This window comes from Micromonospora sp. LOL_021 (genome assembly GCF_048060215.1).
Lineage (GTDB): Bacteria > Actinomycetota > Actinomycetes > Mycobacteriales > Micromonosporaceae > Micromonospora_E.
This window is the reverse complement of sequence record NZ_JBHMIN010000053.1, coordinates 1-26,723: the sequence shown is the minus strand read 5'-3', so window position 1 is coordinate 26,723 and position 26,723 is coordinate 1. Positions and strand designations below refer to the sequence as shown.

The 26,723-nt window shown below is 69.5% G+C and carries 21 protein-coding genes and 3 pseudogenes; 10 read left to right on the top strand and 14 right to left on the bottom strand.

Annotation, left to right across the window (positions count from 1 at the left end; genetic code table 11):
* Positions 1 to 693 precede the first annotated feature (693 nt).
* A complete protein-coding gene (locus tag ACFHWT_RS26030; RefSeq protein ID WP_416597322.1) occupies positions 694 to 2,214 on the top strand; it encodes a GH1 family beta-glucosidase in 1,521 nt (506 codons plus the stop codon).
* Between the two features lie 124 nt (positions 2,215 to 2,338).
* The gene (locus ACFHWT_RS26025) at positions 2,339 to 3,853 is read left to right on the top strand and encodes a protein kinase domain-containing protein (protein ID WP_416597321.1); all 1,515 of its coding nucleotides are present in this window, start codon (positions 2,339 to 2,341) and stop codon (positions 3,851 to 3,853) included.
* Positions 3,854 to 3,857: 4 nt separating this feature from the next.
* Here the strand turns inward: ACFHWT_RS26025 and ACFHWT_RS26020 are convergent, their stop codons facing one another.
* The 3 genes from ACFHWT_RS26020 to ACFHWT_RS26010 form a co-directional block, all read right to left on the bottom strand.
* Positions 3,858 to 4,271, bottom strand: coding sequence for a roadblock/LC7 domain-containing protein (locus ACFHWT_RS26020; protein ID WP_199757848.1), 414 nt, complete (start codon positions 4,269 to 4,271; stop codon positions 3,858 to 3,860).
* A gap of 5 nt (positions 4,272 to 4,276) precedes the next feature.
* Complete coding sequence (locus tag ACFHWT_RS26015) at positions 4,277 to 7,042, bottom strand: nitrate- and nitrite sensing domain-containing protein (RefSeq protein WP_416597320.1); 2,766 nt, start codon at positions 7,040 to 7,042, stop codon at positions 4,277 to 4,279.
* A 100-nt stretch (positions 7,043 to 7,142) separates the two neighbouring features.
* The gene (locus ACFHWT_RS26010; RefSeq protein WP_416597319.1) at positions 7,143 to 8,558 is read right to left on the bottom strand and encodes an FGGY family carbohydrate kinase; all 1,416 of its coding nucleotides are present in this window, start codon (positions 8,556 to 8,558) and stop codon (positions 7,143 to 7,145) included.
* Between the two features lie 198 nt (positions 8,559 to 8,756).
* Between ACFHWT_RS26010 and ACFHWT_RS26005 the strand changes: the two genes are divergently transcribed.
* Positions 8,757 to 10,778 carry an anthranilate synthase family protein gene (locus tag ACFHWT_RS26005; RefSeq protein ID WP_416597318.1) on the top strand — a complete coding sequence of 674 codons (2,022 nt, stop codon included), beginning with the start codon at positions 8,757 to 8,759 and terminating at the stop codon, positions 10,776 to 10,778.
* On the opposite strand, the gene wrbA is transcribed toward ACFHWT_RS26005, so the two are convergent.
* On the bottom strand, positions 10,753 to 11,373 hold the full coding sequence (gene wrbA / locus ACFHWT_RS26000) for an NAD(P)H:quinone oxidoreductase (protein ID WP_416597317.1): 621 nt from the start codon (positions 11,371 to 11,373) through the stop codon (positions 10,753 to 10,755). The two genes, ACFHWT_RS26005 and wrbA, sit on opposite strands and share 26 nt — an antisense overlap.
* 315 nt (positions 11,374 to 11,688) lie before the next feature.
* On the opposite strand from wrbA, the gene ACFHWT_RS25995 reads away from it, so the two are divergent.
* Positions 11,689 to 12,126 (top strand): hypothetical protein, encoded by a 438-nt coding sequence (locus tag ACFHWT_RS25995; protein ID WP_416597332.1) that lies wholly within the window; start codon positions 11,689 to 11,691, stop codon positions 12,124 to 12,126.
* A 55-nt stretch (positions 12,127 to 12,181) separates the two neighbouring features.
* Here the strand turns inward: ACFHWT_RS25995 and ACFHWT_RS25990 are convergent, their stop codons facing one another.
* From ACFHWT_RS25990 to ACFHWT_RS25955, 8 genes are all read right to left on the bottom strand, one after another.
* The gene (locus tag ACFHWT_RS25990; protein WP_416597316.1) at positions 12,182 to 12,637 is read right to left on the bottom strand and encodes an anthrone oxygenase family protein; all 456 of its coding nucleotides are present in this window, start codon (positions 12,635 to 12,637) and stop codon (positions 12,182 to 12,184) included.
* Positions 12,637 to 13,491, bottom strand: a complete 855-nt coding sequence (locus ACFHWT_RS25985; RefSeq protein WP_416597315.1) for an LLM class flavin-dependent oxidoreductase — start codon at positions 13,489 to 13,491, stop codon at positions 12,637 to 12,639. Before ACFHWT_RS25985 ends, ACFHWT_RS25990 begins: the two co-directional genes overlap by 1 nt.
* A gap of 46 nt (positions 13,492 to 13,537) precedes the next feature.
* Positions 13,538 to 14,542 (bottom strand): methyltransferase, encoded by a 1,005-nt coding sequence (locus ACFHWT_RS25980; RefSeq protein ID WP_416597314.1) that lies wholly within the window; start codon positions 14,540 to 14,542, stop codon positions 13,538 to 13,540.
* Positions 14,539 to 15,438 (bottom strand): NAD(P)-dependent oxidoreductase, encoded by a 900-nt coding sequence (locus ACFHWT_RS25975; RefSeq protein WP_416597313.1) that lies wholly within the window; start codon positions 15,436 to 15,438, stop codon positions 14,539 to 14,541. Before ACFHWT_RS25975 ends, ACFHWT_RS25980 begins: the two co-directional genes overlap by 4 nt.
* A 7-nt stretch (positions 15,439 to 15,445) precedes the next feature.
* The gene (locus tag ACFHWT_RS25970; RefSeq protein ID WP_416590524.1) at positions 15,446 to 15,826 is read right to left on the bottom strand and encodes a TcmI family type II polyketide cyclase; all 381 of its coding nucleotides are present in this window, start codon (positions 15,824 to 15,826) and stop codon (positions 15,446 to 15,448) included.
* On the bottom strand, positions 15,826 to 16,563 hold the full coding sequence (locus ACFHWT_RS25965; protein ID WP_416597312.1) for an SDR family NAD(P)-dependent oxidoreductase: 738 nt from the start codon (positions 16,561 to 16,563) through the stop codon (positions 15,826 to 15,828). The genes ACFHWT_RS25970 and ACFHWT_RS25965 overlap by 1 nt, the downstream gene beginning before the upstream one ends.
* Before the next feature lie 146 nt (positions 16,564 to 16,709).
* Entirely contained in the window at positions 16,710 to 18,200 is a 1,491-nt protein-coding gene (locus tag ACFHWT_RS25960; RefSeq protein WP_416590526.1) for a peptide MFS transporter, read from the bottom strand.
* Positions 18,200 to 19,645 carry an NAD(P)/FAD-dependent oxidoreductase gene (locus ACFHWT_RS25955; protein WP_416597311.1) on the bottom strand — a complete coding sequence of 482 codons (1,446 nt, stop codon included), beginning with the start codon at positions 19,643 to 19,645 and terminating at the stop codon, positions 18,200 to 18,202. Before ACFHWT_RS25955 ends, ACFHWT_RS25960 begins: the two co-directional genes overlap by 1 nt.
* A 232-nt stretch (positions 19,646 to 19,877) precedes the next feature.
* Here ACFHWT_RS25955 and ACFHWT_RS25950 point away from each other — a divergent pair, with 232 nt between their 5' ends.
* Positions 19,878 to 20,411, top strand: a complete 534-nt coding sequence (locus ACFHWT_RS25950) for a VOC family protein (RefSeq protein WP_416597310.1) — start codon at positions 19,878 to 19,880, stop codon at positions 20,409 to 20,411.
* A 197-nt stretch (positions 20,412 to 20,608) separates the two neighbouring features.
* Here the strand turns inward: ACFHWT_RS25950 and ACFHWT_RS25945 are convergent, their stop codons facing one another.
* Complete coding sequence (locus ACFHWT_RS25945; protein ID WP_416597309.1) at positions 20,609 to 21,814, bottom strand: FAD-dependent oxidoreductase; 1,206 nt, start codon at positions 21,812 to 21,814, stop codon at positions 20,609 to 20,611.
* Positions 21,815 to 21,926: 112 nt separating this feature from the next.
* On the opposite strand from ACFHWT_RS25945, the gene ACFHWT_RS25940 reads away from it, so the two are divergent.
* The 5 genes and pseudogenes from ACFHWT_RS25940 to ACFHWT_RS25920 form a co-directional block, all read left to right on the top strand.
* Entirely contained in the window at positions 21,927 to 22,532 is a 606-nt protein-coding gene (locus ACFHWT_RS25940) for a PadR family transcriptional regulator (protein WP_416590530.1), read from the top strand.
* Between the two features lie 199 nt (positions 22,533 to 22,731).
* Positions 22,732 to 24,708 carry a BTAD domain-containing putative transcriptional regulator gene (locus ACFHWT_RS25935; protein ID WP_416597308.1) on the top strand — a complete coding sequence of 659 codons (1,977 nt, stop codon included), beginning with the start codon at positions 22,732 to 22,734 and terminating at the stop codon, positions 24,706 to 24,708.
* Between the two features lie 574 nt (positions 24,709 to 25,282).
* On the top strand, positions 25,283 to 25,678 hold the full coding sequence (locus tag ACFHWT_RS25930; protein WP_416597307.1) for a hypothetical protein: 396 nt from the start codon (positions 25,283 to 25,285) through the stop codon (positions 25,676 to 25,678).
* A pseudogene (locus ACFHWT_RS25925) lies at positions 25,635 to 25,850 on the top strand (IS1380 family transposase); the annotation flags it as partial. The gene ACFHWT_RS25930 and the pseudogene ACFHWT_RS25925, both read left to right, overlap by 44 nt.
* A 157-nt stretch (positions 25,851 to 26,007) precedes the next feature.
* Positions 26,008 to 26,400, top strand: a pseudogene (locus ACFHWT_RS25920) (IS1380 family transposase); the annotation flags it as partial.
* 51 nt (positions 26,401 to 26,451) lie between these two features.
* Here ACFHWT_RS25920 and ACFHWT_RS25915 read toward each other — a convergent pair.
* Positions 26,452 to 26,568 (bottom strand): annotated as a pseudogene (locus ACFHWT_RS25915) (helix-turn-helix domain-containing protein); the annotation flags it as partial.
* Between the last annotated feature and the right edge of the window lie 155 nt (positions 26,569 to 26,723).

Genomic DNA, 26,723 nt, shown 5'->3' with positions numbered 1-26,723 from the left:
CGCTGTCGCGTGGTCTGCTGGCTCCCACCTGCGATGGTCGACAGTGTTACATGGGAGCGCTCCCGCAGCAAGTGGCAACCTTCGACAACCCACCGGGAAACCCAGACGAACCCTCGTTGAACAGGGGATTCACCGGGGAAGGTCGGACGCGGCCGGACTCACTCACGCCACCAACATGTTTCGATCTCGTTTTGGGTCTTTCACAAACCCGTGACGGAGACTACAGTCCAGAACCAACGTCGATGGGAGCGCTTCCATCGATGGATGTGGCAACACGTGAGAGTACACCGTACCTGCGGTGCTCCGCCGCCCCGGTGGAGTACACCACTACCGGTCGTACAGCTGGCGGCGGGCCAGCCCGGACTCCGCCGGCAGCTGCAGACACCACCCGGGAGAGGAGGTGGATCCAGAGCCACTCGCGTGGCCCGGCTCCCGCGCGTCACGCACGACCTGGACGCCAAACCGCTCGTGCGTGAAAGCAACTGATGGTGGGGACGGGGGTTGCCCTCCCCGTCCCCACACTACTTCCCCGCACTCGGCAGGAAATCGGTCGACCCGGCACCCCGTCCGGCCGTCCGGCCGACGCGACCCGGTTCCACCACCGCCGATCCCCCCATCCGCGCCACCTGACCGGCGCATCCGCGCGCCCGTGCCGCACCGCAGTGGATCGGACACCACTGTCAGGAGAGCCCGATGGCCGTACTGTCCCGCCGGCACCTGCACCGCCGTGCCGAGCGTTCCGCCGTCCGCGCCGCGAGCGGCGATCCAGGCCGCGCCACCGGCACCGGCACCGGCCGAGCCCTGGCCGAGCCGACCGATGCGACCGGGACCGACCCGGCCGGCGGTGGTTCCGCGACCCCGGCCGTCCGCCACCGCCCTGATCCCGAACGTCCGATCGGCCTGCACTTTCCCAACAACTTCCGCTGGGGCGCCGCGACCTCCGCGTACCAGATCGAAGGTGCCGCCAAAGAGGACGGCCGGGGCGAATCGGTGTGGGACACCTTCAGCCACACCCCCGGTCGGACCCGCGGCGGCGACACCGGCGACGTCGCGGCCGACCACTACCATCGGTACGGCCACGACCTCGACCTGATGCGTGAGCTCGGACTGCACAGCTACCGGTTCTCCATCTCCTGGCCACGGATCCAGCCCGACGGCACCGGTCAGCCCAACCGGCGCGGGCTGGACTTCTACCGCCGGCTGGTCGCCGGGCTCCTCGAGCGGGGAATCGAGCCGATGGCCACCCTGTTCCACTGGGACCTGCCCCAGGCGCTGCAGGACCTCGGTGGTTGGGAGCAGCGCGACGTGGCGTACCGCTTCGCCGAGTACGCCCAGATCCTGTTCCGCGCCCTCGGCAGCGAGGTGCCGGTCTGGCTGACGATCAACGAGCCGAAAACCGTGGTACAGAACGGCTACCTCAGCGGGCATCACGCACCAGGCCGACCGGACGCGGACGCAGCGTACCTCGTAGCCCACCACCTCCAACTCGCGCACGGCCTGGCCGTACAGGCGCTGCGCGCCGAGCGGGCCGCGTGCCGGATCGGACCGGCGCTCAACCTGCATCCCTGCTACCCCGCCGACGGCAGCCCGGCAGCCGCCGCTGCGGCCCGCCTGTACGACGGCTACGAGAACCGGCTCTACCTGGACCCGATTTTTCTCGCCAGCTACCCGGCGGACGTCCTTGCCGATCTCGGCCCGGCCAGCCGGCTGGCCGGTGGGATCCACGACGGTGACCTCGATGTCATCGCCGAGCCAATCGACCTGCTGGCCGTCCAGTACTACACCCCGTTCTACGTCGCTGCAGACGGCAGCACGGTCCGACGCTGGCCGACCTCGGAGGCGGACTGGCAGCAGATCCACCCGGACGGCATGTTCGATGCCCTCACCCGGGTGCACCGGGAGTACGGCACCGTGCCGATCACGATCACCGAGAACGGCCTGCCCACCCCGGACCGGTTGGCGGCGGACGGTTCGGTGGACGACCCCGGCCGGGTTGCCTTCCTCCGGGATCACCTCGCCGCCGTGCACCGGGCGATCAGCACCGGTGTCAACGTGGAGAGCTACCACGTCTGGTCGCTGCTGGACAACTTCGAATGGGCCGAGGGATACCAGCAGCGGTGGGGGCTGATCTACGTCGACTACCCGACGCAGCGGCGGATCCTCAAACGGAGCGCGCACTGGTACCGGCGGGTGATCGCGGAGAACGCCATCTGACAAAGATGACGTCCCATGGCCGGGCCGGGCGGGAGACGACCGGGATTACACCCTCCGGTGGAACCTACCGTCGGTAACCAGAAAACCGCACCACACCACACACGCACCGGGACAGACTGTGACCATGGTGTTCGGTCCTGGGTTGCGTCTCGACCGGAGATACGTACTGGTCGACCGGATCGGGCTTGGTGGGATGTCCGAGGTGTGGCGGGCCAGCGACGAGTTGCTCGGCCGACCGGTCGCGGTGAAGGCGCTCACGCCGCCGATCGCGCCAGCGGTCCGGGCCGCCTGTCGGCAGGAGGCCCGGGCCGCGGCCCAGATCACCCATCCGCACGTCACCCAGGTGTACGACTACGGCGAGGCGGCGATCACCGAGACCGACATGGTGCCGTTCCTGGTCCTCGAACTGGTCGACGGGGAGAACCTCGCCGCCCGACTGGCCGGCGGGCCGCTGCCCTGGCAGGCCGCGGTCTGGTTGACCGCGCAGGTGGCCAGCGGCCTGGCCGCCGCCCACCGGATCGGAGTGGTGCACCGGGACATCAAGCCGGGCAACGTCATGCTCACCGCCAGTGGCGCCAAGATCCTGGACTTCGGCATCGCCGCGTTGGCCGACGGCCGACCCGCACCCGACGCCGGCTGGTTGCTCGGCACCCCGGCGTACGCCGCACCGGAACGGCTGCACCACTGGCCGGCCCATCCGGCGGCCGACGTCTACGCCCTCGGCGCGCTCTGCTACGAGATGCTGACCGGGGCACCGCCCATACCGGCCGGCAGTTGGCGGGAGGCGGCCGTCCGACTGCAGCGGCCGGACCCGCCGGCGCGACCCCACGCCGACGGACTGCCCGCCCCGGCCGCCGACCTCTGCCTCGCCTGCCTGAGCCGGGATCCGGCGCAGCGGCCGGCCGCCGGTGAGGTCGCCGACGCCCTGCACGCGGTGCTCGGCGTGATGGTCGAGTTCCCGTTGCCCGGTCCACGCCCGGTCGGCGCTTCGTCCGGCGGCCGCACCTTGGTGGACCGGGTGCCGACGGCCCGGCCGACCGGGCCGGTGCTGCGGCGGGCCGCGCTGGTAGCCCAGTCGGACCAGCTGGCACCGCGACGGGCCGGGATGGTGGCGCGGCCGGCTGTCCCGGCGGACGCACGACCGCCCGCCGACCGGGCCCGGTTGTCCCCGACGACGGTCGGTCTTGCCGGGGCCGGTGCGGCGGCGCTGCTGGCCTTCGCGGTCGTGGCAGCGGCAGTACTCGGCGCACCTCTGCCGGCCGCCGAACACGCGACGGCACCCTCGTCGGTGGCGCCCTCGCCGGTGGCCGGGACGACCGGGCCACCGACCGGGTCGGACGACACGCCACCGGAGCTGCTGGCTGCGGCGGCACGGGTGGTGGAGCAGTTCGATCTGCTCGTAACCGACGGCTCCACCGACGGGCGGATCCGTGCGGATGCCGCAGCTGACCTACGCGACGCGGCCGACCAGTTGCGCATCTCGGTGGCGGAAGGTGCCACGCCTGAGCAGCTACGGCACCGGGCCGGCGAGCTGAGGTCGAGACTCGCCGGACACCGACAAGAGGGCACAGTGGACAGCAATATTTCCATCCAGCTCGACCTCATGCTCACCACACTCATGGTGGACGTCGCCGACTGAGAGTTCAGCGCGGCAGCGCCTGCTGCAGTTCGGCGCGCAGCGCCGGGGTCAGCATCTCACCGGCCTGCTTGGCCAACCGCGCCATCTCGTAGCCGACGACACCGATGTCCGCGTCGCTTGCGGCAAGCGTGGCGAGGATCGAACCGTCCCGGATGTTCATGATCAGGAAGTAGCCGCGACCCATCTCGACCACGGTCTGCTTCACCACGTCATTGTCGAACATCTGGGCCGCGCCGCTGGTAATGCTCATCAGCCCGGAGGTCACCGCCGACAGCTTGTCGGCGTGGTCCCGGGGCAGATGATCCGAGACCGCGACCAGCAGACCGTCCGACGACACCACGATGGCATGCGCGACACCCGGCACGCGCTCCGCGAACGCGCTCACCAACCAGCTGAGGTCGCGGGCCTCCTTGCTCAAGGTCTTCACTCTTGCTCCTCCTCACCACGGCGGCCGGCCGGCGCCAGGGTCATCTCGCTGGTGTCCTCGGACTCAGCCCGCCGCACACCGCCGTAGAAGCGGGACAGCACGCTGCTGACCGCATCCGGATCCGGCTCGTCGACCGGTGCCGGAACGGGAGCTGCGGGAGATTCGGCGGAAACGGGCAACGAAGCCATCGGCACCCGTACCGGTAGTCCCTTGCTACTGGTCCCGGCGGTCACCGGTACCACCGGCGGAGCTGGTGTCGGTGGCAGCGGAGCGACCGGTCCGCGCTGCCGTTCCCACCAGACGCTGCCGCTCCCGGCCGCAGCGCCACCGGCCGAGGCGCCACCGGCCGAGGCGCCACCGGCCGAGGCGCCACGGGACGCAGCGCCACCGGCCGAGGCAAGGATGTCCTCGGCCCGCGTCGGTGTCGGTCGGCGGCCGCCGCGCCGAACCGCCACGGCCCGGTCACCGGCGGCCGGTCCAGCCGGCAGCGCGGTCATCGGACGCAGCGCCGGTACCGCACGCGGCTGTTCGATCACAACTGGTTGCGTCGGCGCAGCCGGAACCGGTTCGTCCACCGGGATCGACGGACGAGCGGCCGGCGGGGCGAACGCCGGCCCACGACCAGCCAGCGCGGCCGGTGGCTGGCCGGCCACCGGGTCACCGGCGCTGGCCCGCAACGCCGCTCCGACGGCACGCATCTCCCTGGTCGGGTAGTCGGTGGGACTGCGGCCGGCCGACGCGACGTACGGCGAATCCTCGTCCGGGGCGGCGAGCACCGTGCCGGGCAGCCACACGTTGGCCACCAGCCCACGTTCGGCCGGCCGCAACTGCACCCGTACCCCGAGCCGGGCGGCCAGGTGGCTGACCACGAACAGCCCCATCCGCTCGGAGGCGGCGACGTCGGCGTCGGGCGGTTCGGCCAGGGTCACGTTGGCCTGCTCGATCGCCTCGGCGGACATCCCCATCCCCTCGTCGGTGACCTCGATGAGAACCGACTGGGGCGCATACTCGTGCCCGGTGACGTGCACGTTGGTGTACGGCGGGGAGAAGGCGGTGGCGTTCTCCAGCAACTCGGCGAGCAGGTGCACCAGGTCGCCGACGGCATGCCCGACGATGTGCAGCCTGTCCTCGACGTCGTGGCGGATCCGCTGGTACTGCTCGATCTCGGCGGCGGCGGCCAGGGTCACCGCCGACAGCGCCACCGGGCGACTCCACCGGCGGCTCGCCTCGGTGCCGGCCAGCACCAGCAGGCTCTCGTCGTTGCGGCGCATGCGGGCGGCCAGGTGGTCGAGCTTGAACAGGTTATCCAGCTGGTCCGGGTCACCCTCGTCGCGTTCCAGCTCGTCAAGCAGCTCCAGTTGCCGTTCGACCAGCACCTGGCTGCGGCGGGCCAGGTTGACGAACATCGCATTGACGTTGCGGCGCATCACCGCCTGTTCCACCGCGACGGTCACCGCGCTACGGTGCACCGCGACGAACGCCTCGGCGACCTCACCGACCTCGTCGCGGGTGCGTACCGCCGCCGGAGGAATCTCGATCTGCGGGACCCCGGACTCCACCGAACGGAGCCGTTGCAGGGTGTCCGGCAGGTCGAGCTGGGCGACCTGCAACGCCTGGCTCCGCAGGACGCGCAGCGAACGGGCGATCGACCGCCCAATCGCCATCGAGGTGAACAACGCGATGAACAGCACGCCGAGCACCGCCCCGGCGACCAGCACGGTCCGTTGCAGCTGCTGGTCGCTGCGGGAGTCGGCGAGGCTCACCGCGCTGGCCAGCACGCTCGACTCGACCTGGCGCAGCAGCTGGTGCCGGTCCTGGCTGACGGCCCACCAGGCGTCCGGTTCCAGCACCGCCGGGCTGGCGGCGCCACCGACGATGGTGGTTTCCTCCAGCTCCACCGCGGCGACGAACCGGGGGTCGGCAGCGGCCTGGCTGTACCGGGCGATCTGGTTGCCGGTCGCGGTCACCCGGAACTCGGCGAGCGCGGTCAGCTGCTGCGCCCGCAGATCACTGAGGCTGACCTGGTCCTCAGGGCCGTACCGGCCGGCCCGGGCGGCGGCGTACAGCTGCGCCCGGATCCGGGAACCGAGCTCCTTGACCCGGGCCAGCTGGACGCTACGCAGCACCGCCTGGGTCAGCTCCGGTCGGTCCTGACCCGGCGACGGTTCGGCGAGCAGCTCCAGCAGAGCGTCGATGGCCCGGGTGTAGTTGCCGAACACGGTGTCTGCTCCGACCGCGCCGCCGGAGATGGACTCACGCAGCGGTGGCAGCTGGTCCAGCGATTCGAGCACCCTGCTGTAGGCGGTCTGCCAGGCCGCGTCGCCGCCGACCCGCGGGCCGGCGGCGGCCAGGAAGTCGGCGATCCGGCGGTCGACCGCGTCGTAGTGCGGCTGCAGCACCTCGACGCTGCGCTCCGGGTCGAACCCGACGCCAACCTGCCGGACCGCGAGTTCGCCAGCGGATCGGTCGCGTTCCTGCTGCAGCTCGTGTACCAGCGCGGTGACCTGCTCGCCGATCTGGACCTGCCGGGCGAACTCGTTGAGCGCCGTCGCCTGGCCGACCAGTGAGCCGGTCTGCACCGAGGCCACCACCAGGAACGCGACCGACGGGACGACCAGGACCGCGGCGAGCTTCGCGCCCATCCGCCAGTCCCGGGGACGCAGCCGCAGCCGACGACGGTGTGGCGTCACCCCGTCGTCGTCGGTCAGACGGCGGCGGGGGTACGGCACCGCGTTGTCGTTCGGGCCACCGGGAGCAACCACCACGCCTCCTCGCCGTTTCCCCGACACCGGCCAAGCCGAGGAGCGGAGTCCATCCAACCAGGCCACGTTCCGCTGTCAACGCGGCGACCTGCGGGAAGACTCACGAAGGATACAGTGGCTGACTGGCGGGTAGCTTACCCGCCGACTCGCCATCGTCCGTCCGGCCGATGTCGCGTGCCGGCCCCGGTCCGTCGAGCCGGCCGAGCGCGACCAGCGCGGCCCCGGCGGCACCGACCTCGGGCTCGGCCATGTAGCGCACCTGACGCGGGGCGAGCACCGCGCCGAACGCCCTGCGCCACCAGCCGGACGCGGCGAGCGCGCCGCCGCCGAGAACGACCTCGGTCACCGGGCCGCCCATCATCGATTCGATCTCGTCCAGGTCACCGGCCACCTGCCGGCAGACGCCCTCCATCAGCCCGGCGAATATGTCGACCGCTGTGGTGCCGAACCCCAGTCCACGCAGCTCGCCGGAGCCGGCCGGGGCCCGGCCCGGCGGGCGGTCGCCGCCGAACCGGGGATCCGCCGGTACGCCCTCACCCGGCTCGATCAGATCCAGCGCCCGTTCCAGCTCGGCCCCCTGCGGCAGGCGTAGTTCCCGGTTCGCCCAGCTGTAAAGGTTGCCGCCGGCGGAGTAGGCCCGGCCGGTGACGATCCGGGTGTGATCGACCCGGTAGCGCCACAGCTGCGCCGGCAACGGCGGCAACGGGACGCCCGGCGCGGCCAGCTGGACCACCCGTACCGCCGCTGAGGTGCCGACGGTGACCGCGGCCCGGCTGGGGTCCAGGCATCCAGAGCCGATGTTGGAGGCGGCGCCGTCGCCGATCGGCGGGGTCCACGGCACGCCGGCCAACGCCGGCCAACGCCGGCCGAACTCGGCCCGCAGCTGCCCGCGCCAGTCCGCCGGGGCCAGCTCCGGAAGCTCACCTGGACGCACCGCGGCCAACTGCACGGCCTCGGGGTCCCACTGCATGGTCACCAGGTCGAGCATGCCAGTGCCGGACGCCTGGGACACCGACATCGGCGCAGGCCCGAGCAGACCGGCCAGCACGTACTCCGGCAGTCCGACGAAGCGCGCCGGCCGGCCGCCGCAGTGGCGGCGCAGCCACGGCAGCCGCACCGTCCAGTAGAAACGGTGCCACCAGGTGCCGGTGCGCTGGTGGAAGTCGGCCTCGTCGGCCGGCGCGGCCGCACCGGGCAATGCGGCCGGCCGGGTGTCCAACCAGGTCATCAAGGGGCCGATAGGGGCGCCAGCGGGATCCAGCGGCAACACCGAGTGCCACTGGGCAGCCGAGGCGACCAGCTCGACACCGTCGAGCCGGCCGGCCGAGTCGAGCTCGTCGACGCAGTCGATGAGAGCGGCCAGGTAGTCGGCCGGGTCGAGGGTGGCGGCGCCGTCCCGGTCGACCGCCAGCGCCACCTTGCGGCGGGCCAACGCGTCCTGCTGCGGCGCGGCCGCGTTGTCGAGGATCAGGCCGCGCACCGAGGAAGTGCCGAGATCGAGGGCGAGGATGCTCATCGTCGATCACCGTACCCAGCCACGGCCCAGGACCGGTATGCTGTCGCCATGCTCGCGCTCACTCGTTGCTGGTGGCCCGCCGACCTGGCGGCCCTGCCACGCGTCTAGCGCGAAACCATCCGGCCGCCCGTCGAGGCGGCCACCGGGTTCCCACCCGGGCAGTTCCTCGCCGGGCCGCCCGAAGCCCGAGGGGACCCGATGACCGACCACCTGTCCAGCCTGCTGCGCGCCGTGCACGACGGCGTCGACCCAGGTCCGTTCGCGCTGCTGCGTCGCGACGGCGCCGACGTCGTCGAACTGCTCCGCGGCACACCGCACCGCGCCGACCGGCTGGCGGACATCCCGCTGCCGGCCGGACCGGCGAACCAGCCGGCGACGCTGGCGGTGGTCCCGTACCGGCAGATCGCCGAACGCAGGTTCGCCCACGTCGACGACGGGCTTCCGCTGGAGTGCATCCGGGTGTCGACCTACCGCCAGGTGCCGGTCGCGACGGCGGTCCGCGACCTGCCCGGCACGCCGGTGACGACCGACGGCGGCGGCTTCGACATCGCCGACGACGAGTACGCCGACCTGGTGGCCCAGGTGCTGCGGGACGAGATCGGCAACGGTGCCGGTGCCAACTTCGTGCTGCACCGCACCTACCGGGCCCGGCTGGTGGCACCGGACGGTTCCGCCGCCGACCGGGTGGGCCGCTCGGCGGCGCTGGTCGCCGGGCTGAGCGCACTTCGCCGGCTGCTGCGCGACGAACGCGGCGCCTACTGGACGTTCCTGGTCTACACCGGCGAGCGGGTGCTGGTCGGCGCGACACCGGAACGGCACGTCAGCGTCAGTGACGGATTGGCCATGATGAACCCGATCAGCGGCACCCTGCGGCATCCGCAGGGCGAGCCGGATCTCGCCACCGTGCTGTCGTTCCTCGACGATCCCAAGGAGGTCGAGGAGCTCTACATGGTGCTCGACGAGGAGCTCAAGATGATGGCGACGGTCGCCGAGCACGGCGGCCAGGTGATCGGCCCCTACCTGAAGCGGATGTCCCGGCTGAGCCACACCGAGTACCTGCTCGCCGGACGCAACTGCCACGACGTGCGGGAGGTGCTCCGGCAGACGATGTTCGCGCCGACCGTCACCGGCAGCCCGATCGAGAGCGCCTGCCGGGTGATCGCCCGGTACAGCCCCGGCGGACGCCGCTACTACGCCGGGGTGCTCGCACTGCTCGGCCACGACAGCGACGGCGCGCAGACGCTGGACGCGCCGATCCTGATCCGGGCCGCCGAGATCGATCTGACCGGGGAGATCCGGGTGCCGGTCGGCGCGACCCTGGTGCGTCACTCCACACCGTCCGGTGAGGTGGCCGAGACGCACGCGAAGGCGTCGGCGGTCCTCGCGTCGCTCGGGCTCGCCTCCGGACCGGCGATGCCGTCGGACCGCTCGGCGACCGATGGTCCCGCCGGCGGCGGGATCGGGCTGCCGGCCGGGACGCCCGGCACCGGCGTCGCCGCCGCGCTCGCCCACCCCGAACACCCAGCGGTGGTACGCGCGTTGGCCGCCCGCAACGACCGGCTGGCCCGCTTCTGGTTGGAGCAGCGGGTTCCCGGTGCCGTGGCCGAGTCCCGGTTGACCGGGCTGGACGTGCTGATGGTGGACGCCGAGGACAGCTTCACCGGCATGCTCGCCCACCTGCTGCGGGCGCTCGGCGCGGCGGTCCGGCAGGTCCGCTGGGACCGGATCGCGACGGTCGACCCGGCCACGGCGGACGTCCTGGTCGCCGGGCCCGGGCCGGGTGACCCGACCGGCCCGGCGCAGCCCCGGATGGCGGTGCTGCGCCGGGTCGTGGACGTCGCGCTGCACCGTGGGCAGCCGCTGCTCGGCATCTGTCTGGGCCACCAGGTGCTGGCCGACCGGCTTGGTCTGGCGGTGACCCGCCGGCCGCTGCCCAGTCAGGGACTGCAGCGGGAAATCGACTTCTTCGGCGTCCCGCGCCGGGTCGGCTTCTACTCAAGTTTCACCGCCAGCTGCGGCACCGCCAGCCTGTCCACCGCGTACGGGCGGGTCCGGCTGTGCCGGGACGGGACCGACGGCGCGGTGCACGCGCTGGTCGGCCCGCGGTTCGCCGGGGTGCAGTTCCATCCCGAGTCGGTGCTCAGCCCGGACGGCCTGGACGTGCTGCGGGAGCTGCTGGTCGGTCTGGTCGCGGTCAACCGACGGCCAGACCGCGTTTGACCGCCGCGGCGATGTCGACCACCCGCCGGGCGGTCAGGGCGGTCGCGGTCAGCGCCGCCTCGTCCGGCGGGATCTCGCCGTTGCGGCTGGTGTGCGAGGCACCGTACGGGTTGCCGCCGACGAACTGGCTCGGCTCCACGTAGCCGGGGGTGACCACGATGCCGCCCCAGTGGTACACGACGTTGTACAGCGACAGCAGCGTCGCCTCTTGCCCGCCGTGCGCGGTGGCGGTCGAGCAGAACCCGGAGAACACCTTGTTGACCAGGACCCCCTTGGCCCACAGCGGCCCGCTGCCGTCGATGAACTGCTTCAGCTGCGCGGCCATCACCCCGTACCGGGTCGGGGTGCCGAAGATGACCGCGTCCGACCAGGCCAGGTCGTCGATCTCGGCCTCCATCACGTCCTCGGTCTCCAACCGGTGCGCGTGCCAGCCGGAGTTGGACCGGATCGCCTCCTCCGGGGCGAGTTCGCGGACCTTGCGCAGCCGCACCTGCGCGCCGGCCTTCTCCGCTGCCTCCACGGCGGCCTGCGCCATCTGGTAGGTGGTCCCGGTGGCGCTGTAGTAGATCACCGACAGGTTGATCGGGTCGTCCATCGATAGCTCCTTCGGTTCGGCTCGGGCTGCCCCGGTACCGCGCTACCCGTTCGTTGCGTCGGCAAACACCGGTGCCGGCATCGGTCCCGACGGTGCCCGCCGGTCCCGTCCGAGATCGGGAGTACGGCGCCCGCGCCGCCGGTCCGCGCACAACGCTGGATCCGGAATTGTGAACGAACGGACCCTGGGCGACGCGTGAACAGGGTGGGTAGCTTTCGTTACGACTCGGTCGCCGTCGCCGCCGACCCGCTCTTCCCGCCGGTACGCCCGCCGGCAGCCCGGCGCGCCCCGCCGTCGATCCTCGAGGAGGTCCTGATGCGTGACAGTCAGGCGCTCGCGTTGGCGTTCGATGTCCCGGGCCTGCCACCACTGAAGAATCAGACACTGTCCATCTTCACTGCCGGCAATCGACAGGCAGCGCGGGTCCGTACCCTGCTGACCGCAGCGTGCGACGCGGCGCAGCGCAGCGGCTGGACGCCGCTGACCGAGCCGGTTGCGCTGGAGGTCGTGGTACGCCGCCCCAGCGAGCACCAGTTCGGCCATGCGACGAACTTCCTCGGCGGCATCGGCGACGTACTGCAGGACAAGCGCCATGAACCGGCCGGTGCCGTCGCCCACCTCGGCGTCCTCGTCGACGTGGCACTGTTCGTCACCGACCGGCAGATCCAACGGATCTGCTACCGCGAGGAGTACGCCGACGACCCGTCGTACCAGGTGACGGTCGCCGCGCTCGACCAGCCCGACGCCGCCTGAGCCGCAGTCGCGACGGCATCGCGCCAGCCAGCCGGGTTCTCTCTCCCCTGCCTGGTCACCCCGCCAAGACGACGGCGGCAGCAGTGGCCGCCGCCGCCACCCCGGCCAACCAGGTCCGGAGCAGATGCCATCGCCGCCAGACGATGCGCGGATCACGCCAGTCGGACGGCATCCGGTCCGGGTCGACGGCCTTGACCCGGCGGTTGATCGGCACGTTGCACAGGTGCGAGACGCCGGACACGCCCAGCAGGAACACGGCCGCGAGGCCGAACAGCACCGCCGATGTTCGGCCATCGACGAGCAAGGCCAGGACGACGTTCACCGCCAGGGTGGTCAGCACGATCAGCGGCATGGTCGGGTCCCAGTTGCGCCCGAGCAAGCGGTGGGTCACCACGTAGCGGTCGACCGGTAGCGCTGCCAGCGCAGGAACCACGCTGAGCGCCACCGCGAACAGCACACCCGCCACCAGCCCACCACCTACCACCGCCCCCACCATGAGCACCTCGAGCATCACGACAGTGCGTCCTTGGCGATCAGGTCGACCTGATCCGGATCCGCCACGCATGGAAAGAGCAGCAGTTCGTCGCAGCCGGCTGCCGCGTACGCGGCCCGGAGGTCCTGCAGCTGGCTCCCATCGGTGATGACGCCGGCGGCGGCCCGGTCCGCCTTCTCTCCAATGAACGCGTAGTAGCGGCGCAGGTATTGCTCTGCGGCCGAGCGGCCGTCCCGGCCGAGGGAGACGTACGCCAGCGCATATGTCCGGGGGGCACCGCCATGTCCGGCGTCGGTCCATGCCTGCCGAGCTTGGGCTGCCAGTACGGCGAACCCGGCAGCCGAGCTGCCTCCCGCGATCCAGCCCGCGCCGTGCCGGGCGACCCGCCGCATGGCGGCCGGCGAGTGCCCGCCCACAATCAGCGGCGGCGGGGGATTCGGCGCTGGACCGACGTCGGCCCAGCGCCCCGTCGCGAGCCACACCTGCCGAATCTCGTCCAGCATCGTGTCGAGCCGTCGGCCCCTGTCTTCGTACGAGGTGCCGTTGGCCTCGTAGTCGTCAGCCCGTCCACCAGCGGCCACACCGAGCACCAGCCGGTTGCCGGACAACCGTTGCAGGCTGGCGGTCTGCTTGGCGAGCAGGGCCGCGCTGTCCCGGTAGGCAGCGATGAGGATCGTCGTAGCCAGCCGGATCCGTTCGGTCGCGCCAGCTGCCACCGACAAGGCGGTCAGCGGTTCGTAGTTGTCGTAGACGAAACGGTCGAGCGCCCCGAGGGTGCTGAAGCCGGTTGACTCGGCGCGGCGGGCCCAGCGGACAAGGTCAGACCCGGCCGCACCGGGGATCGTCGTCGGCAGTCCGATTCCGATGTCCATGTCGATAGCTCCTTCCAGCCAGGCCTGCCGCCCGGTCAGCGTCACGTCACCCGGCCCGCTGGCCGACCACAATGGTGTTGCCCAGCCGGGCCGGGATCGCGGTGACCCCGACGAATCCGCTGTCGGTGAGCCAGCTCCGGCACTCGGCAACCGGATAGGCGGATCCGGCGGGTGTCATCACCAGCAAGTGCAGGGAGGCGACCAGGCTCGTCAGCTCCGGGGCCTGCTCGTCCGGCATCGGGTCGTAGATCAGCAACGCACCGCCGGGCCGGACCGCCTGGTAGGCCTTACGGACCAGGGTCCGACGTTGCTCGGGCGAGAAGTCCGCCAGCACGTGCCCGATGACGAGGATGTCCGCCTGCGGCAGCGCGTCGGCGAAGAAGTCTCCACCCCGAAACGAGAGCCGCTCGGCGACACCAAGGTTCCGCCGGTGTTCCTCACACGCCAGCCCGTTCTGTGGCCGATCGAACACGGTGGCGGTCAGCTGCGGAAACCGGTTGAGTAGCAGCCCAGCCAGGTTGCCCCGGGCACCCCCGATGTCGGCCAACGTCGCGAACCTCCGCCAGTCGCAGGCGTCGGCGATCTGCTCGGCCAGCGGCCCACTAAGCGAGTCCATCATGGTCAGATAGCCGCGCCGCCGATCCGGGTCGCGCAGCATCTCCTCCAGGTCACCGGTTGCCTGGGGCCGACCCGTGCGCAACGCTGCGGTCAGCCCACCCCACGCCGGGTAGAGCACGTGGTTGGCACCATCGAGGAACCCCCCGGCGTACTCCGGGCCGCGGACGAGATACCGGCCGGCGTACGCGCCGTTGTGGTACCGGCCGGCGCTGCGCTCCAGCAGCCCGAGTACGACGAGAGCGTCGAGGAAGTGCCGTGCGCCGCGTGGGTGTAGTCCCACCTTCGCCTGCACCTCCTCGGCGGTGGCCGGCCCGGCGGCGAGTTCGGAGAACAGATCGACTTCCAGCGCGCTGAGCAGGACCTTGGCCGAGCAGAAGGCGGTGCCCAGGTCGAGCGGGGACGGGCCGATGAGCGTGGGGTTGGCGACGGTCACGACATCTCCTTGACACTCGGGGGCGGGTAGGCAGACGCCGATACCTCCACCACGACAGCGGCGTCGTCGTCGCCGCGGCCAGCCCGCACCGCATCGGCGAAGCGCTCGGCCGCTGTAGCGGTCAGTGGTACGGCGACACCCCGCGCGGCTGCCTCCTCGGCGATGAGCTGGAGGTCCTTGAGCATCAGTGCGGCGCGAAATCCTGCCGGCTGGTACTCGCCACGGCGCATGAACTGGCTCCGGAAACCCAACACCGGAGAGTGCCAGCCGCCGGCGGCCACCAGCTCCAGCAGGTCTGCTCGAGGAACGCCGATACCCTCGGCGAACGCGACGGTTTCGGCCAGCGCGACGGTCTGCGCGCCGAGTAGCAGGTTGAGGGCGAGTTTCAGGCCGGTCGCCGAGCCGGACTCGCCCAGGTGCCGCACCTGCTGACCAACGGCCGTCAGCACGTCTTGTACCTGCCCGACGTGCTCTGGATCGCCCGCCGTGAAGACCCGCAGCTGCCCGGCCCGCGCCATCTCCGGATTGCCGACCACACACGCCTCGATGCGGCGTACCCCGGAGGCGGCCAGCCGGGTGGCGGTGTGCCGGGCGTACGCCGGGGACACGCTGGAGGTGTCCACCACCGGCGTTCCTGGCCTTAGCTGAGGCACCAGTTCGCCGAACAGAACCTCCTCGACGGCGTATTCGTCGCTGAGGCTGAGCAGGACCACGTCGCTTCGCGCGGCGAGTGCGGCAGCGCTATCGGCCTGCTGCGCTCCTGCAGCGACAACATCCGTAGCCTTGGCGGCGGTCCGATTGTGCACGGCCACCGGGAGCCCGGCGGCAAGCAGCGCGTGTGCCATTCCCGCGCCCATGCCGCCGAGCCCGACAACGCCGATGGTTCTGGAAGACATACTGGGTTCACCGCCGAGCCGGATGGGTGTCCACCGACAACTGCGAGATGCAGCGCATCGTCGCGTCCCGGAAGTAGCGGGCGAATCCGTCGGAGGTCGTAGTCTCGCGCTGTTGGCTCAGGTACGGGGCCAGCTTCTCCTCGATCAGGTGCACGCCACGTTGCCCTGCCATGTGACGGGCGATCGCCGCGAAGTCGCCTTCGAAATGGATCACCCGGACCATCACGTCGTCCTTGATGAAGACCGCGGTGCCGAGCAATCGCCCGATCGACCCGTTGTCCTCGTTGCCGTACTCGGGTCGATCGACCCGCTCGAAGGAGGCGAAGATCTCGGCGATCTCGTCCTCGTGCCCGGGCTGCACCCGGTAGGTGATGGCGGCGTACGGCATCACACACCTCCGTCCACGTTGAGGATGACTCCCGTCACGTAGCGGGAGGTGTCACCGGCGAGGTAGAGCACCGCGCCAGCGACATCCTCGGGCTGGCAGATGCGACCGAGCGCGGTCAGCCCCACGATCCGCTCGACCACCGGCGGCGGCAGGCCCGCGCCCGGCTCGGACTCGGTGAGCCCAGGTGCCACCAGGTTGACCCTGATGCCACGGGGACCGAGTTCCTTGCACAGTGACCGGGTGAACCCGACCAGAGCGGCTTTGGAGGCCGTGTAGTGCACGCCGGCGAACCGGCCCCGCATCGCCACCGAGGAACCGATGCTGACCACGGACGCACCGTCGACCAGCAGGTCGAGAACGGCCCGGGACACCAGGTATGCGGCCGTGACATTGTGCGAGAGCACCCGCTCCCACTCGCCGGGTCCGAGCTCACCGAAGACGACTTGGCCGTCGACTCCGACATTGTTGACCAGGACATCAAGGCCACCGAGCGTCTGCCGGCAGACCTCGGCGACGTACGCCGTGCCGTCGGGCTGGGTGACGTCGGCGGCCACGACGGCATGACCTTCCCCCAGTTCCTTCAACTCCCGGATCAAATGATCACCGTTGTCGCTACCGGGCCGGTGGCAGGTGACGACACGGGCCCCGGCCCGGGCAAAGGCGAGGGCGCTCGCTCGCCCGATTCCGCGTGTGCCACCGGTGATCAGAACCCGCTTGCCGGCGAGACCATGCTCCATCGTTACTCCGTCTCTGGCGCCCGCAGACGCCCTGTCGCTGTACGAATGGCGCTGTCGTTGTTGGGGGTGACCGGAGCTGGGGTGTTTGGATACCCTGGCCCGGTCCCTGGTCGCGGCCGAGATCGGTCGGCTGGCCCGTCGAGGACTCAGTGAGCGGCTTCGAACTGGGCCGTTCGCGGCGCGAGCCGGTTGCCAATCGAGCGTCGGCGGGCCATGAAGGCCAGACCAGCGATGGTCGACACGGCACCGAGCACCCCGAAGTACGCCGGCAGTGGCATTACCTCGGCGAGCCGGACGACCTGGCTGCCGAGGCCTCCGCCGAGCGCGGCGAACAACCACAGCAGGCCAAGGGTGTGCGCTATGAACGCTGGCGGCAGCACGTCCGCAGCCGCCGAGATGCCGACCGCAGCCACGATCAGCTCGCCGCAGGCATGCATCAGGTAGACCACCATCAGCCAGCCTGGCGAGACCAGCCGGCCATCGGCTGCCAGGATCGCGGCGACCGCCATCAGCAGGAAGCTCGCGCCGGCCATGAGCAGTCCCACCGCGAATTTGCCGGGCAGCCCGACGAGCATCCCCGCCCGGGGCAGTAGCCAGGCCAGGACCGGCGCGAGCAGGAGAATGAACAGCGGCGTCGCCGACTGTAACCAGCTGGCCGGCACGAGGAAGCCGCCGACGTCGCGATTGGTCTGGTCGCGGGCGAACAGGTTCAGCACCGATCCGCCCTGGCCGACCAGCATCCAGAACAGCGCCGAGCCGAGGAACACCCACAGGAAGCTGCGGAGTCGCCCCCGGTCCTCGCCGGTGAGGGCGGGGTGCCGGTGCAGCGCGATGAATGCGATCACCGGCACGATCAGCGACAGCATTCCGATGCTGATGATGGCGGTGGTCGGGGTGAGCACACCGGTCAGGGCCGCGACGACCACGACCGCAGTCAGCACGCCCAGCGTCGCGCTGGTCTGTCGTAGGGCTCGGCGGCGGTCGGCCGCCGCGAGCGGACGTCCAGGGCGATCGGCGAGCCCGTTGAACCGTGGCCGTGCGGTAGCGAACTGAACGACACCGATGGCCATGGCCAGTCCGGCGACGGCGAACCCGAGTCGCCAGTTGACCCGTTCACCGAGGAAGCCGGAGATCAGCGGGGCGACCAAGGCGCTGATCTGGATGCCGACGTACATCAGGGAGATTCCAGACTCGCGCCGCCCCGCATCGCCGCCGAGGACGGTGTTGAGCATCGCCTGGTGGTTGGGTTTGAACAGCCCGGTGCCCACCGACAGCAGGACCAGCCCCAGCGGCACCGTCCACACCGTCGGCAGGGCCAGGCTGAAGTGCCCTAGGGCGATGATGACGCCCCCGGCCAGGATCGCCCGGCGTAGGCCAAGGACTCGGTCGCCGACCCAACCGCCGGGCAGGGCGAGCATGAAGGTGAGGCCCATCCAGGCGCCGAACATGGCGGTGGCGTCACCGACGGGAAGCCCTAGGCCACCTCGTTCAAGCGGCGCGACCGCGAACAGTACCAAAATCGCCTGTAGGGCATAGAAACCAAATCGTTCCCACGAATCAGTCATGAAAAGGGTGAAATACCCGGATGCACGCGCCGGGCCGGACGGTGCCGGTCGGGCGGCGGTAGCTGCAGACATCACCGAAGCTCCTTACGTGACACCGTAGTGCCGGGCAGCGGCGCCGGGCCGGTGTCAATCGCTACCCGCCGCAACCCGAGCTGGGGTTGAAACGTCAGGTACAGACCGTGCACCGCGTTCTCGGGCTGGAAGGGAGCTTGCTTCTGCTCGTGGACCCGGTTGAGGTTGGCCAGTGGGTTCGGGTCGCCGCTCTCCGCCCCGGTGAGGTGCTGCTGCACCCGCGAGTAGGCAGTGCGGGCGTCATCGATGTCGGCGAGCCCGGTGACGATCCGGTCGAAGGCCGCCTGCAGCTGAAGATGATCAATGTCGGACTGAGCGAGTCGCTGAGCGTTGTAGAAGTGGTAATCCTTGCCTCGGTAGCTCTCGTAGAAAGTGGAGACCAAGACGAGCAGTCGCTCGTAGGCATGCCGGTAGACGGTGCCGTAGAAGGCGGCCGCCTCGTCGTCACCGACTTCGCCGCGCACGATGCTTCCGATGCTGGCTGCCGCCAGCATCCCGCTGTACGTGGCCAGGTGAACGCCGGTGGAGAGCAGCGGATCCAGGAAGCAGGCCGAGTCGCCGGCGAGAAAGTAGCCCGGGCCGGCGAAGGTGTCGCAGGCGTAGGAATAATCCTGCTCGACCTTCATGTCGGCGACCTGCGTGGCCCCATCGAGCAGGTCGACCACGGGCGCGCAGTCCCGCATCGCCTCCTGGTACACCTCGCCGATGTCGCCGAGCGCGTTCCGCCGCTCGTTGAAGTGATCACGTCCGGTCACCAGGCCAACGCTGGCGGTTCCGTCGTGCAACGGGATCACCCAGAACCAGCCACGGTCGACGGAGCAGACGGCGATCGCCCCGTCGGGCCCCTTGGCCAGTGGCTTGACATCCTTCCAGTAGGACCAGGCGGCGACGTTACGGAACACATCGTGGAAGCGTCGGTTCTTCAGATACCGGGTAGCCATCAGGCCACCACGCCCCGAGGCGTCGACAAGGTAGTCGAATTCGATCCGTCCGCGCTGTGCCGGATCCGCAGTCGACACCCAGTGGGCGGCGCACGGACGTTCACCGTCGAACTCCAGTTCGCGTACCGCAGTGCCCTCGATCACCGTGACACCGGTCTCGCAGGCGTGGTCGAGCAGCAGCTTGTCGAAGTCGGCTCGGACGACCTGCCAGGCGTTGGGCGTGTCGTCGCCGAGCTGGTTGAACGCGACTTCCCACTCCTCCTCACCCCAGAAGAAGTAGGCGCCGGCCTTCCGCCGGAAGCCGTAGTCGACGAGCTTGTCCCAGACCCCGAGCAGCTCGAAAATCGGCCGGCACGACGGCAAGATCGACTCTCCGATGTGGTACCGGGGGAAGATCTCGCGTTCGAGCAAGGTCACATCGAGTCCCGAGCGGGCAAGCAAGCCAGCAGCGGTGGACCCGGCAGGGCCACCACCGATGACGAGTACGCGGGTCGACTCACGCATGTGCTCCTCCGTCCCGTACGCCCGCCAATCCAGACGGCGCCATGGTTCGATGCAGCGGAGCTTGGCAGCCGCAGGTCGCAACAGCCTCAAGTCGCACTGGATCCTTACTACGGCCCTTGGCGTGCGCCTCCAGCGACCATCGAGTGATTTCCCAACGGTTCTGGATCATCACTCCATACCCTGCGGCCCCGATCATGTAGGACTGTTGATGACGTTGAGGAGATGGAACGCCATGACGACATTCCGCTTCCGAGCAGGGCTCGCGTCGCTGTTGGCCGTAGGGATTCTCGCTGGCGGCAGCGCCGCCCCCAGCGTGGCGGCGCCGGTGCCGACCGAGCAAACTGCGACATCCACCATCCAGGCCGAGGTGCGGTACGGGCAGCCGAATATCTATACCTGGGATATCGCCCGGATGATCGCCTTCTACCGCGACAACCTTGGGTTCACCGAGGTCTACCGGTTCCCCGAGACCGGCACGGCGGTCTTCGGCACCGTGGTGAAGGGTGACTTCTACCTGACCTTTGTCACCTACGAACAGATTCGCTCATCTACCGGCATCAACCGGATCTTCCCCGGATACCTGCGGCAGTTCGACATCACGGTGTTGGTACAGACACCGGCGGAGGTCGACGCGATGGTCACCGCGATGGCGGCAACGGGGGTGCAGGTGCTGATGGCGCCGACCGACCAGCCCTGGGGTGAGCGCCAGGCGTACGTCACCGACCCGGAGGGCAACCTCGTTCAGATCAGCACACACTCCGCCTGAGTAACGACGACAGACCTGGCCCTGGACCCGGCACGTACCAGGGCCCGGGCACAGCAGACTGGCCGATGTCCACTGCGACAGTCGGCGCAGCGCAGACAAGTGGATCGGACATCGGGTAGCCGCCGCGAACCGGTTCCTTGGCGGGCCGCACCGAAGATCCGATGGGGAGCGCATGACACCACGCGCTCCCCATCGGATCAACGGGTGCCCGCGTCCGCGGTCACCCGTTCCGTCCAGTCAACCCGGTAGCTGTAGACCGGCTCCGTGGCCTTCACTCCCATCTTGAGGAAGAACGGCAGCACCAGATCGCGGATCGCCCGGCCGAACGCGCCGGACGGGGCCTTCTGGTTGCCCGTACGCCGAGCTTCCTTGACCACCCGCTCGACCCGCTCCCGCCGCAGGTTCTCGAAGGTAGCGAAGGCCGCCCGGGTGTCTGGCACGTCGCGCAGACATTTGGCCAGCACGATCGCGTCCTCCATCGCCATCGACGCCCCCTGCCCCACGTGTGGTGAGGTCGCATGTGCTGCGTCGCCGATGAGGCAGATCAGCCCTTGCTGCCAACGCGGAATGCTCTGCATGTCATAGATCGGCCACCGGCCGATCGGTCCCTCGGTGGACCGGATGATCTCGGCGACCGGGTGGTGATCATCTCCATGCATGGCAAGCAGGCGGTCCCGCCACTGCTGTTGCGGGATGGCGTCGAGGGTGTCTCGGTCGGGCTCGTGGTCCTCCGGGTAGTTCTCGAACCAGTACACTTCCCCGGAAGGCACCACCTGGTAGCCGAAGAACCCCTTGAGGCCGAAGGTCATCCGCATGATGCCGTCGGCCGCTCCGGCAGCCGAGGTACGGGTGAAGGCCCCGCAGTCGATGATTCCGGTGTAGCTAGGGTCGGGAGCCTCGGGAACGGCCACCCGGCGGGTCCGTGAGTGGATGCCGTCACATCCAACGATGAGGTCACCCTCGGCGGAGCTGCCGTCCTCGAAGACCGCCTTGACCTTGCCGTTGCGCTGCTCGATGTCGACAAGGCGCTTACCGAAGTGCAGGGGGACACCAGCGTTGACGGCCGCCTCACGTAGGCCCCGGTTGAGCAGGCCCCGCTTGATCAGCGTGGTCTGCTCCGGGTTGAGACCCAGGCGCTTGGCACGGTGGTTCTGGAAAAGGATCTTGGTGGTGGGCGTGCCGTAGCCCAGGACGTCGTCGTCTACGCCGAGCGTACGGAGGATCGCGGCACCGTTGGGCGCCAGGTTGAGAAATGCCCCGGCCTCGTCGCTCGGGGCCGACCGGCCCTCGAAGATCTCCGGCAGGAGGCCGGCGCGTTTGAGGAACATGGCCAGCACGGGTCCGGCGATACCGCATCCGATGATGAGGGCCCGCTTGGACCCTACCTGAGCACTCTGAGTCATGCGTCTATTCTGACACGAATAATCGAGACCAAGCAACGGGTTGCCGACGCAACCCGTCCAACTACTGGCTCCAGCATGCTCGAACTGAAACACTCGATCCCGGAGGTTCCTCATGCCAAGACGCAAAGTGGCCAACCCACTGGCTCTGGCCGTCCTGTCCTGTCTTCGCCAGCGGCCTATGCACCCGTACGAGATGTCCCTGACTATGCGCGAGCAGCAACACGACTCGGCCGTGAAGCTCAACTTCGGCTCGCTGTATGCGGTTGTCGAGGCCCTGGCCAAGGCGGGGTTTATCGTGCAAATTGCCGAAACCCGGCAAGGCGGTCGACCACAACGGACAGTCTACGAGATCACCGAGGCCGGGGCGGCCGAGCTGCACGATTGGCTGCGGGAGCTACTGAGCGAGCCAGCCAAGGAGTATCACCTGCTCAGTGCCGGCTTGACCTTCATGACCGCACTGCCACCGACAGACGCAGCCCACCAGCTGCGCCTACGTGTCGAACGGCTCACGGAGGCCATCGAGCAGGCCCGCGCAGCGCTGCACAAGATACGTGGCCAGTCGAGCAAGCCCACCGTCGCCCGAGTCTTCCTGGTGGAGGACGAGTACCAGCTCGCCCTGAGAGAGGCCGAGCTGAAGTACGTCCGCAGGCTTGCTCAAGAAATCGCAGACGGTTCGATCGACGGCGTAGCCGACTGGGCGGCCATTCACTCGGGGTGACCGGGAGACCCGGACTGCCCGGCGAAGGGCACCGCCATCGGGGACCGGCGGGCAGCTCTCGACAGGAGACAGACTCGAATGCCGCACCCGATCCACTCACGATAAGTAAGTGGATCGGTACGGTAAGAATCTACCCAGGCTCTAGGTGCAATCGAGTCGGTCGTTGCAGGCTCGGCTGCGATCAAGGGATGTCGATGGTGTGGCCGTGACCGCCAGTGAGCGGTCGCGGATCGGTGGGAATCCCAACAACGATCTTGATGCGAGGCGGGGAGGGCACCAGGTGATTTTCCGGATGTTAGGCTCGTTCGAGGTGATACGCGGCGAAGAGGTGATCACACCGTCGGCGCCGAAGCTCCGTCAGGTGCTCGCGCTCCTGGCCATCCAGGCCAACAGAGTGGTCCCAACCCGGCAGCTCATCGATGAGCTGTGGGAGGAGCAGCCACCGCCCAGTTCCGCCACCACTCTACAGACGTACATCTATCAGCTCCGCAAGGTGCTCAACGTCGGCGACGCCCGGCCCGGCATTCGGCCCGGTCCGATCTCGCTACAGACCAGGCTCGGCGGCTACCTGCTCGGCGTACCCGAAGAGTCGATCGACATCCGCACCTTCGAACTGCTCGCCGCCGCTGGACGGCGGCAGCTCGAGGAAGGCCAAGTGGAGCGAGCAGCCGGGACCCTGCGCCAGGCTCTCGGGCTGTGGCGCGGCAGCGCGCTCGCCGACGTGTCCGTCGGACCCGTGCTCCAGGCCGACTTGGTACGTCTGAACGAGAGCCGGTACAGCATCCATGAGCTACGGATCGACGCTGATTTGGCGCTCAACCGGCACCACGAGCTGATCAGCGAACTCACCGGCTACACCGCGCAACACCCCACTCATGAAGGCCTACACGCGCGACTGATGCTGGCGCTGTACCGCGCCGGCCGACGGTCCGAGGCGCTCCGGCTGTTTCAACGGATTCGCTCGGTCCTCGCCGACGAACTCGGCCTGGAGCCGGGGCCCGAACTGCAACACCTGCAGCGTCAGATCCTGTCGGCCGAGCCCGGACCCCAGCTGGGACCCGAGCCTACCGAGACCATTCGGGTCTCCGCCCGTCCCGACCCGCCCATGCAACTGCCGGTCAACGTGTCGCTCGTTGGTCGCGACAATCAGCTGGAACGGCTCGTCGCGGTGTTGCGCGAGCGGTCGGCGAACGAGCCGGCGGTGGTGGCGGTCAGCGGCCCCCCAGGCGTGGGTGTCTCCGCCTTCTGTGCCCGGGCAGCCCACCAGGTACGGGCGGAGTTTCCCGACGGTCAGTTCTACGGATCACTCCGCGGCAGATCACGCGCCGCCGAACTGCTGGCGAATTTCCTTGCAGCTGTCGGCATTCCGACGAGTCGGATCCCCGACGAACTGGAGACGCGCAGCCAAATGTTCCGCAATTGGACGATCGACCGCAAGGTACTGGTGCTCCTTGACGACGTCAGCGACGCCGACATCGGGGGCCTGCTGCTGCCGGGAGGACGGCACAGCGCGGCCATCATCGGGGCCCATCGCCGGCTGTTCGGCCGGCAGATCCAGGCGACGGTGGACTTACGGCAACTGACCGTCGATCAGTCGATAGAGCTTCTGATCGATGCCGCTGGACGGCACCGGTTGCAGCGCGATGCGGGGGTGGCGCGGGCGCTAGCCGAGATCTGTGCCGGCTTTCCGGTACCGCTGCGAGCGGTCGCCGGCCTGTTGGCACTGCGTCCGCACTGGTCTCTGCACCGGCTGATCCAGCGGCTCACTCCCGATCGGTGGCTTGCCGAGCTGGCGACCGGCAGATTTGACATCAGACTCAGCGTCGCAGCTCGCGACCAGGCCATGCCACGACACCTCCGACTGGCATTCCGCTGTCTGGCCGCCAATACCTGCGGCACGACAACCGTCGCCGAATCGGCCCGGATCCTCGACATCGACCACGGACACGCAGAGGCAGTCCTGGAGCAGTTGGTTGAGTTCCGGCTTGCCGAGGTCGCCGTGCCCGAAGGCGACCCGACGGAAGCCGAGTTCAGCTACTGGTTCCAACAACCGATCCTGGCGGCGGGACGGGCGTTGGCCCCGCTACAGCCGGCCGAAGGCGGAACGGCACCGCAGACCAGCAACAGCACCCGCCGCATCCCGGCCCGCCCGTACCCGGTTGCCCGCCCTGCCTGATCGACCCAGGAAAGAGCCGACAGTATCGCCGCACCACCCCGCGGCGGCCTGTACCTGCATGGTCGGCCGTGGCGGTGCCATGCCGGAGGATAGCGGCGGCCACGACGCCAGCACCGGTGCCGCGCCAGTGCCGCACTCGCGCTGGCGGCCGCACGGTGGTTCAGGAAGCAAACGGCTCCGGCGACAGTCAGGAATTCCAGCCTGGCCGTTGCCGGAGCCGCCCAGCCCGGCTCAGCCTCCCTCATTCAGCGGGGGTTTAGCCGGTCGAGAGCGGTAAACGAAAGATGCACATGACCCGCAAGGATATGGGTGTCTACGCCATCTCCATAGCAGAGCAAGGTGCACCCTTCTGGTGAGCAAGAGTAGCGGGTGGGATCAGCGGCTGGTCGTCGGCTCGGGCGGGAAGGGTCTGGTCGCTCACGCGGGTGCGGTCCTGCTGCGCAAGTGCGCGGACCGAACCGGTCTGACGAGCGGGTTGAACAAGATCCTGCCGCGAAGGAAGGGCCCGGCTCGGTGGGAGCGGGGCATGGTCCCGGTGTCACTCGCGGTCGCGATCGCGCTCGACGCTACGAGCATGTCCGACATCGCGGTGCTCGCCCATCAAAGCCTGCTCTTCGGTGAGCCGCCGTCGGAGTCGACCGTCCGGCGGGCGTTGGCTGGCCTGGACGAGAAGACACTGAAGTGGATCGGTAGGGCTCGGGCGAAGGTCCGCGCTCATGTGTGGGTGTTGCTTGCCCGCCGACCGCAGGGGCTCCCGTGGCTGAGTGTGGCGGGCAAGCTGTTGACCAGGTGGGTAATCATCGACCTGGACGCCACCCTGATCACCGCTCACAGCGACAGGCAGGGCGTGGCGGCCACCTTAAAAACGGGGGTTCGGGTTCCATCCGCTCGGCGCCTGGTGCTCCAACACCGCCGAATGTCTGGCCATGTTGCTCAGATCCGGGAACGCCGGATCGAACACGGTCGCTGATCACGTGCGGGTCCTCGGTGACGCGATCGCCCGGCTTCCGGTCGCGTACCGGCGCAAGATCCTTGTTCGCGCCGATGGGGCCGGCGCCACCCACGAACTGCTCGAACATCTGGAGCGGATGAACCGGGTGTGGCGCAGCGTGCGTCTCACCGTCGGCTGGACGATCACCAATCACCGCCGACGACGAGACCGCGATCGCGCGGTTGCCCGCCGGCGCGTGGAGCGACAGCCTGTGCCAGGACGGCACCGCCACCAGTACCGCGCATGTCGCGGAGCTGACCGGCCTCAACACCCGGCCTGCTGGCTGGAGCGGCACGCTGCGGCGGCTCGTGCGGCGTACGAAGCCGTCGGCCCGGCACCTGAAAAAACTTACCGATCTGGAGAGGCGGACCGGCTGGCGGTATCAGATCGTCGCGACCGACATCACCCGCATCGCGGGTGTGCCCGGCTCGCGTCAGCCGCGATGGCTCGAGGGCCTGCATCGGGCGCACGCCGGCGTGGAAGATCAGGTGCGAGCGGGAAAGGCGATGGGCCTGCGCAACCTGCCCTCGAAAACCTGGACCGTCAACCGCGGCTGGGTCCTGGCCTGCAACCTCGCCGCCTGGACCAGACTGCTTGGCCTGCACAACCAACCCGACCTCGCCCACGCCGAGCCCGGCACCCTGCGCTACCGGCTGCTGCACGTGCCCGCGAAACTGGCCACTCATCCCCGCCAGCGTGTGCCGCCCATCTCCGACACCGGGCCGTGGGCCGACGCGTTCACCTGTTGCTGGCAACGCCTTCTTCACGGTGTTGCGAGACATCCCCAACCGCCGTGCGATGGCCTGAATCGCCATACCCTCCGACCGCCGCAGCCGCCGGATCTCCGCCCAGTCCTCCACGTTCAGCACCTCCCGATGCTTCAGGAGGTGGTCCCGATTCAGCCGGAACCAGTGGTCAGTTTTCACGCGGAGCTGACACCGTTCTTCGAGGGTCCGGAGACCTCTGTCAACGGTCTTTCTGATCTCCCCGTAGGCGGCCGGCATTTGTCCCCGCTGGCGGCCAC

Excerpts from the sequence above, each read along its gene's own strand:
- ACFHWT_RS26030 (WP_416597322.1), top strand. The coding sequence starts at position 694 with ATGGCCGTACTGTCCCGCCGGCACCTGCACCGCCGTGCCGAGCGTTCC.
- ACFHWT_RS26025 (WP_416597321.1), top strand. The coding sequence starts at position 2,339 with ATGGTGTTCGGTCCTGGGTTGCGTCTCGACCGGAGATACGTACTGGTC.
- ACFHWT_RS26010 (WP_416597319.1), bottom strand. The coding sequence starts at position 8,558 with ATGAGCATCCTCGCCCTCGATCTCGGCACTTCCTCGGTGCGCGGCCTG.
- ACFHWT_RS26005 (WP_416597318.1), top strand. The coding sequence starts at position 8,757 with ATGACCGACCACCTGTCCAGCCTGCTGCGCGCCGTGCACGACGGCGTC.
- wrbA (WP_416597317.1), bottom strand. The coding sequence starts at position 11,373 with ATGGACGACCCGATCAACCTGTCGGTGATCTACTACAGCGCCACCGGG.
- ACFHWT_RS25995 (WP_416597332.1), top strand. The coding sequence starts at position 11,689 with ATGCGTGACAGTCAGGCGCTCGCGTTGGCGTTCGATGTCCCGGGCCTG.
- ACFHWT_RS25990 (WP_416597316.1), bottom strand. The coding sequence starts at position 12,637 with ATGCTCGAGGTGCTCATGGTGGGGGCGGTGGTAGGTGGTGGGCTGGTG.
- ACFHWT_RS25985 (WP_416597315.1), bottom strand. The coding sequence starts at position 13,491 with ATGGACATCGGAATCGGACTGCCGACGACGATCCCCGGTGCGGCCGGG.
- ACFHWT_RS25975 (WP_416597313.1), bottom strand. The coding sequence starts at position 15,438 with ATGTCTTCCAGAACCATCGGCGTTGTCGGGCTCGGCGGCATGGGCGCG.
- ACFHWT_RS25970 (WP_416590524.1), bottom strand. The coding sequence starts at position 15,826 with ATGCCGTACGCCGCCATCACCTACCGGGTGCAGCCCGGGCACGAGGAC.
- ACFHWT_RS25965 (WP_416597312.1), bottom strand. The coding sequence starts at position 16,563 with ATGGAGCATGGTCTCGCCGGCAAGCGGGTTCTGATCACCGGTGGCACA.
- ACFHWT_RS25960 (WP_416590526.1), bottom strand. The coding sequence starts at position 18,200 with ATGTCTGCAGCTACCGCCGCCCGACCGGCACCGTCCGGCCCGGCGCGT.
- ACFHWT_RS25955 (WP_416597311.1), bottom strand. The coding sequence starts at position 19,645 with ATGCGTGAGTCGACCCGCGTACTCGTCATCGGTGGTGGCCCTGCCGGG.
- ACFHWT_RS25950 (WP_416597310.1), top strand. The coding sequence starts at position 19,878 with ATGACGACATTCCGCTTCCGAGCAGGGCTCGCGTCGCTGTTGGCCGTA.
- ACFHWT_RS25945 (WP_416597309.1), bottom strand. The coding sequence starts at position 21,814 with ATGACTCAGAGTGCTCAGGTAGGGTCCAAGCGGGCCCTCATCATCGGA.
- ACFHWT_RS25940 (WP_416590530.1), top strand. The coding sequence starts at position 21,927 with ATGCCAAGACGCAAAGTGGCCAACCCACTGGCTCTGGCCGTCCTGTCC.
- ACFHWT_RS25930 (WP_416597307.1), top strand. The coding sequence starts at position 25,283 with ATGTCCGACATCGCGGTGCTCGCCCATCAAAGCCTGCTCTTCGGTGAG.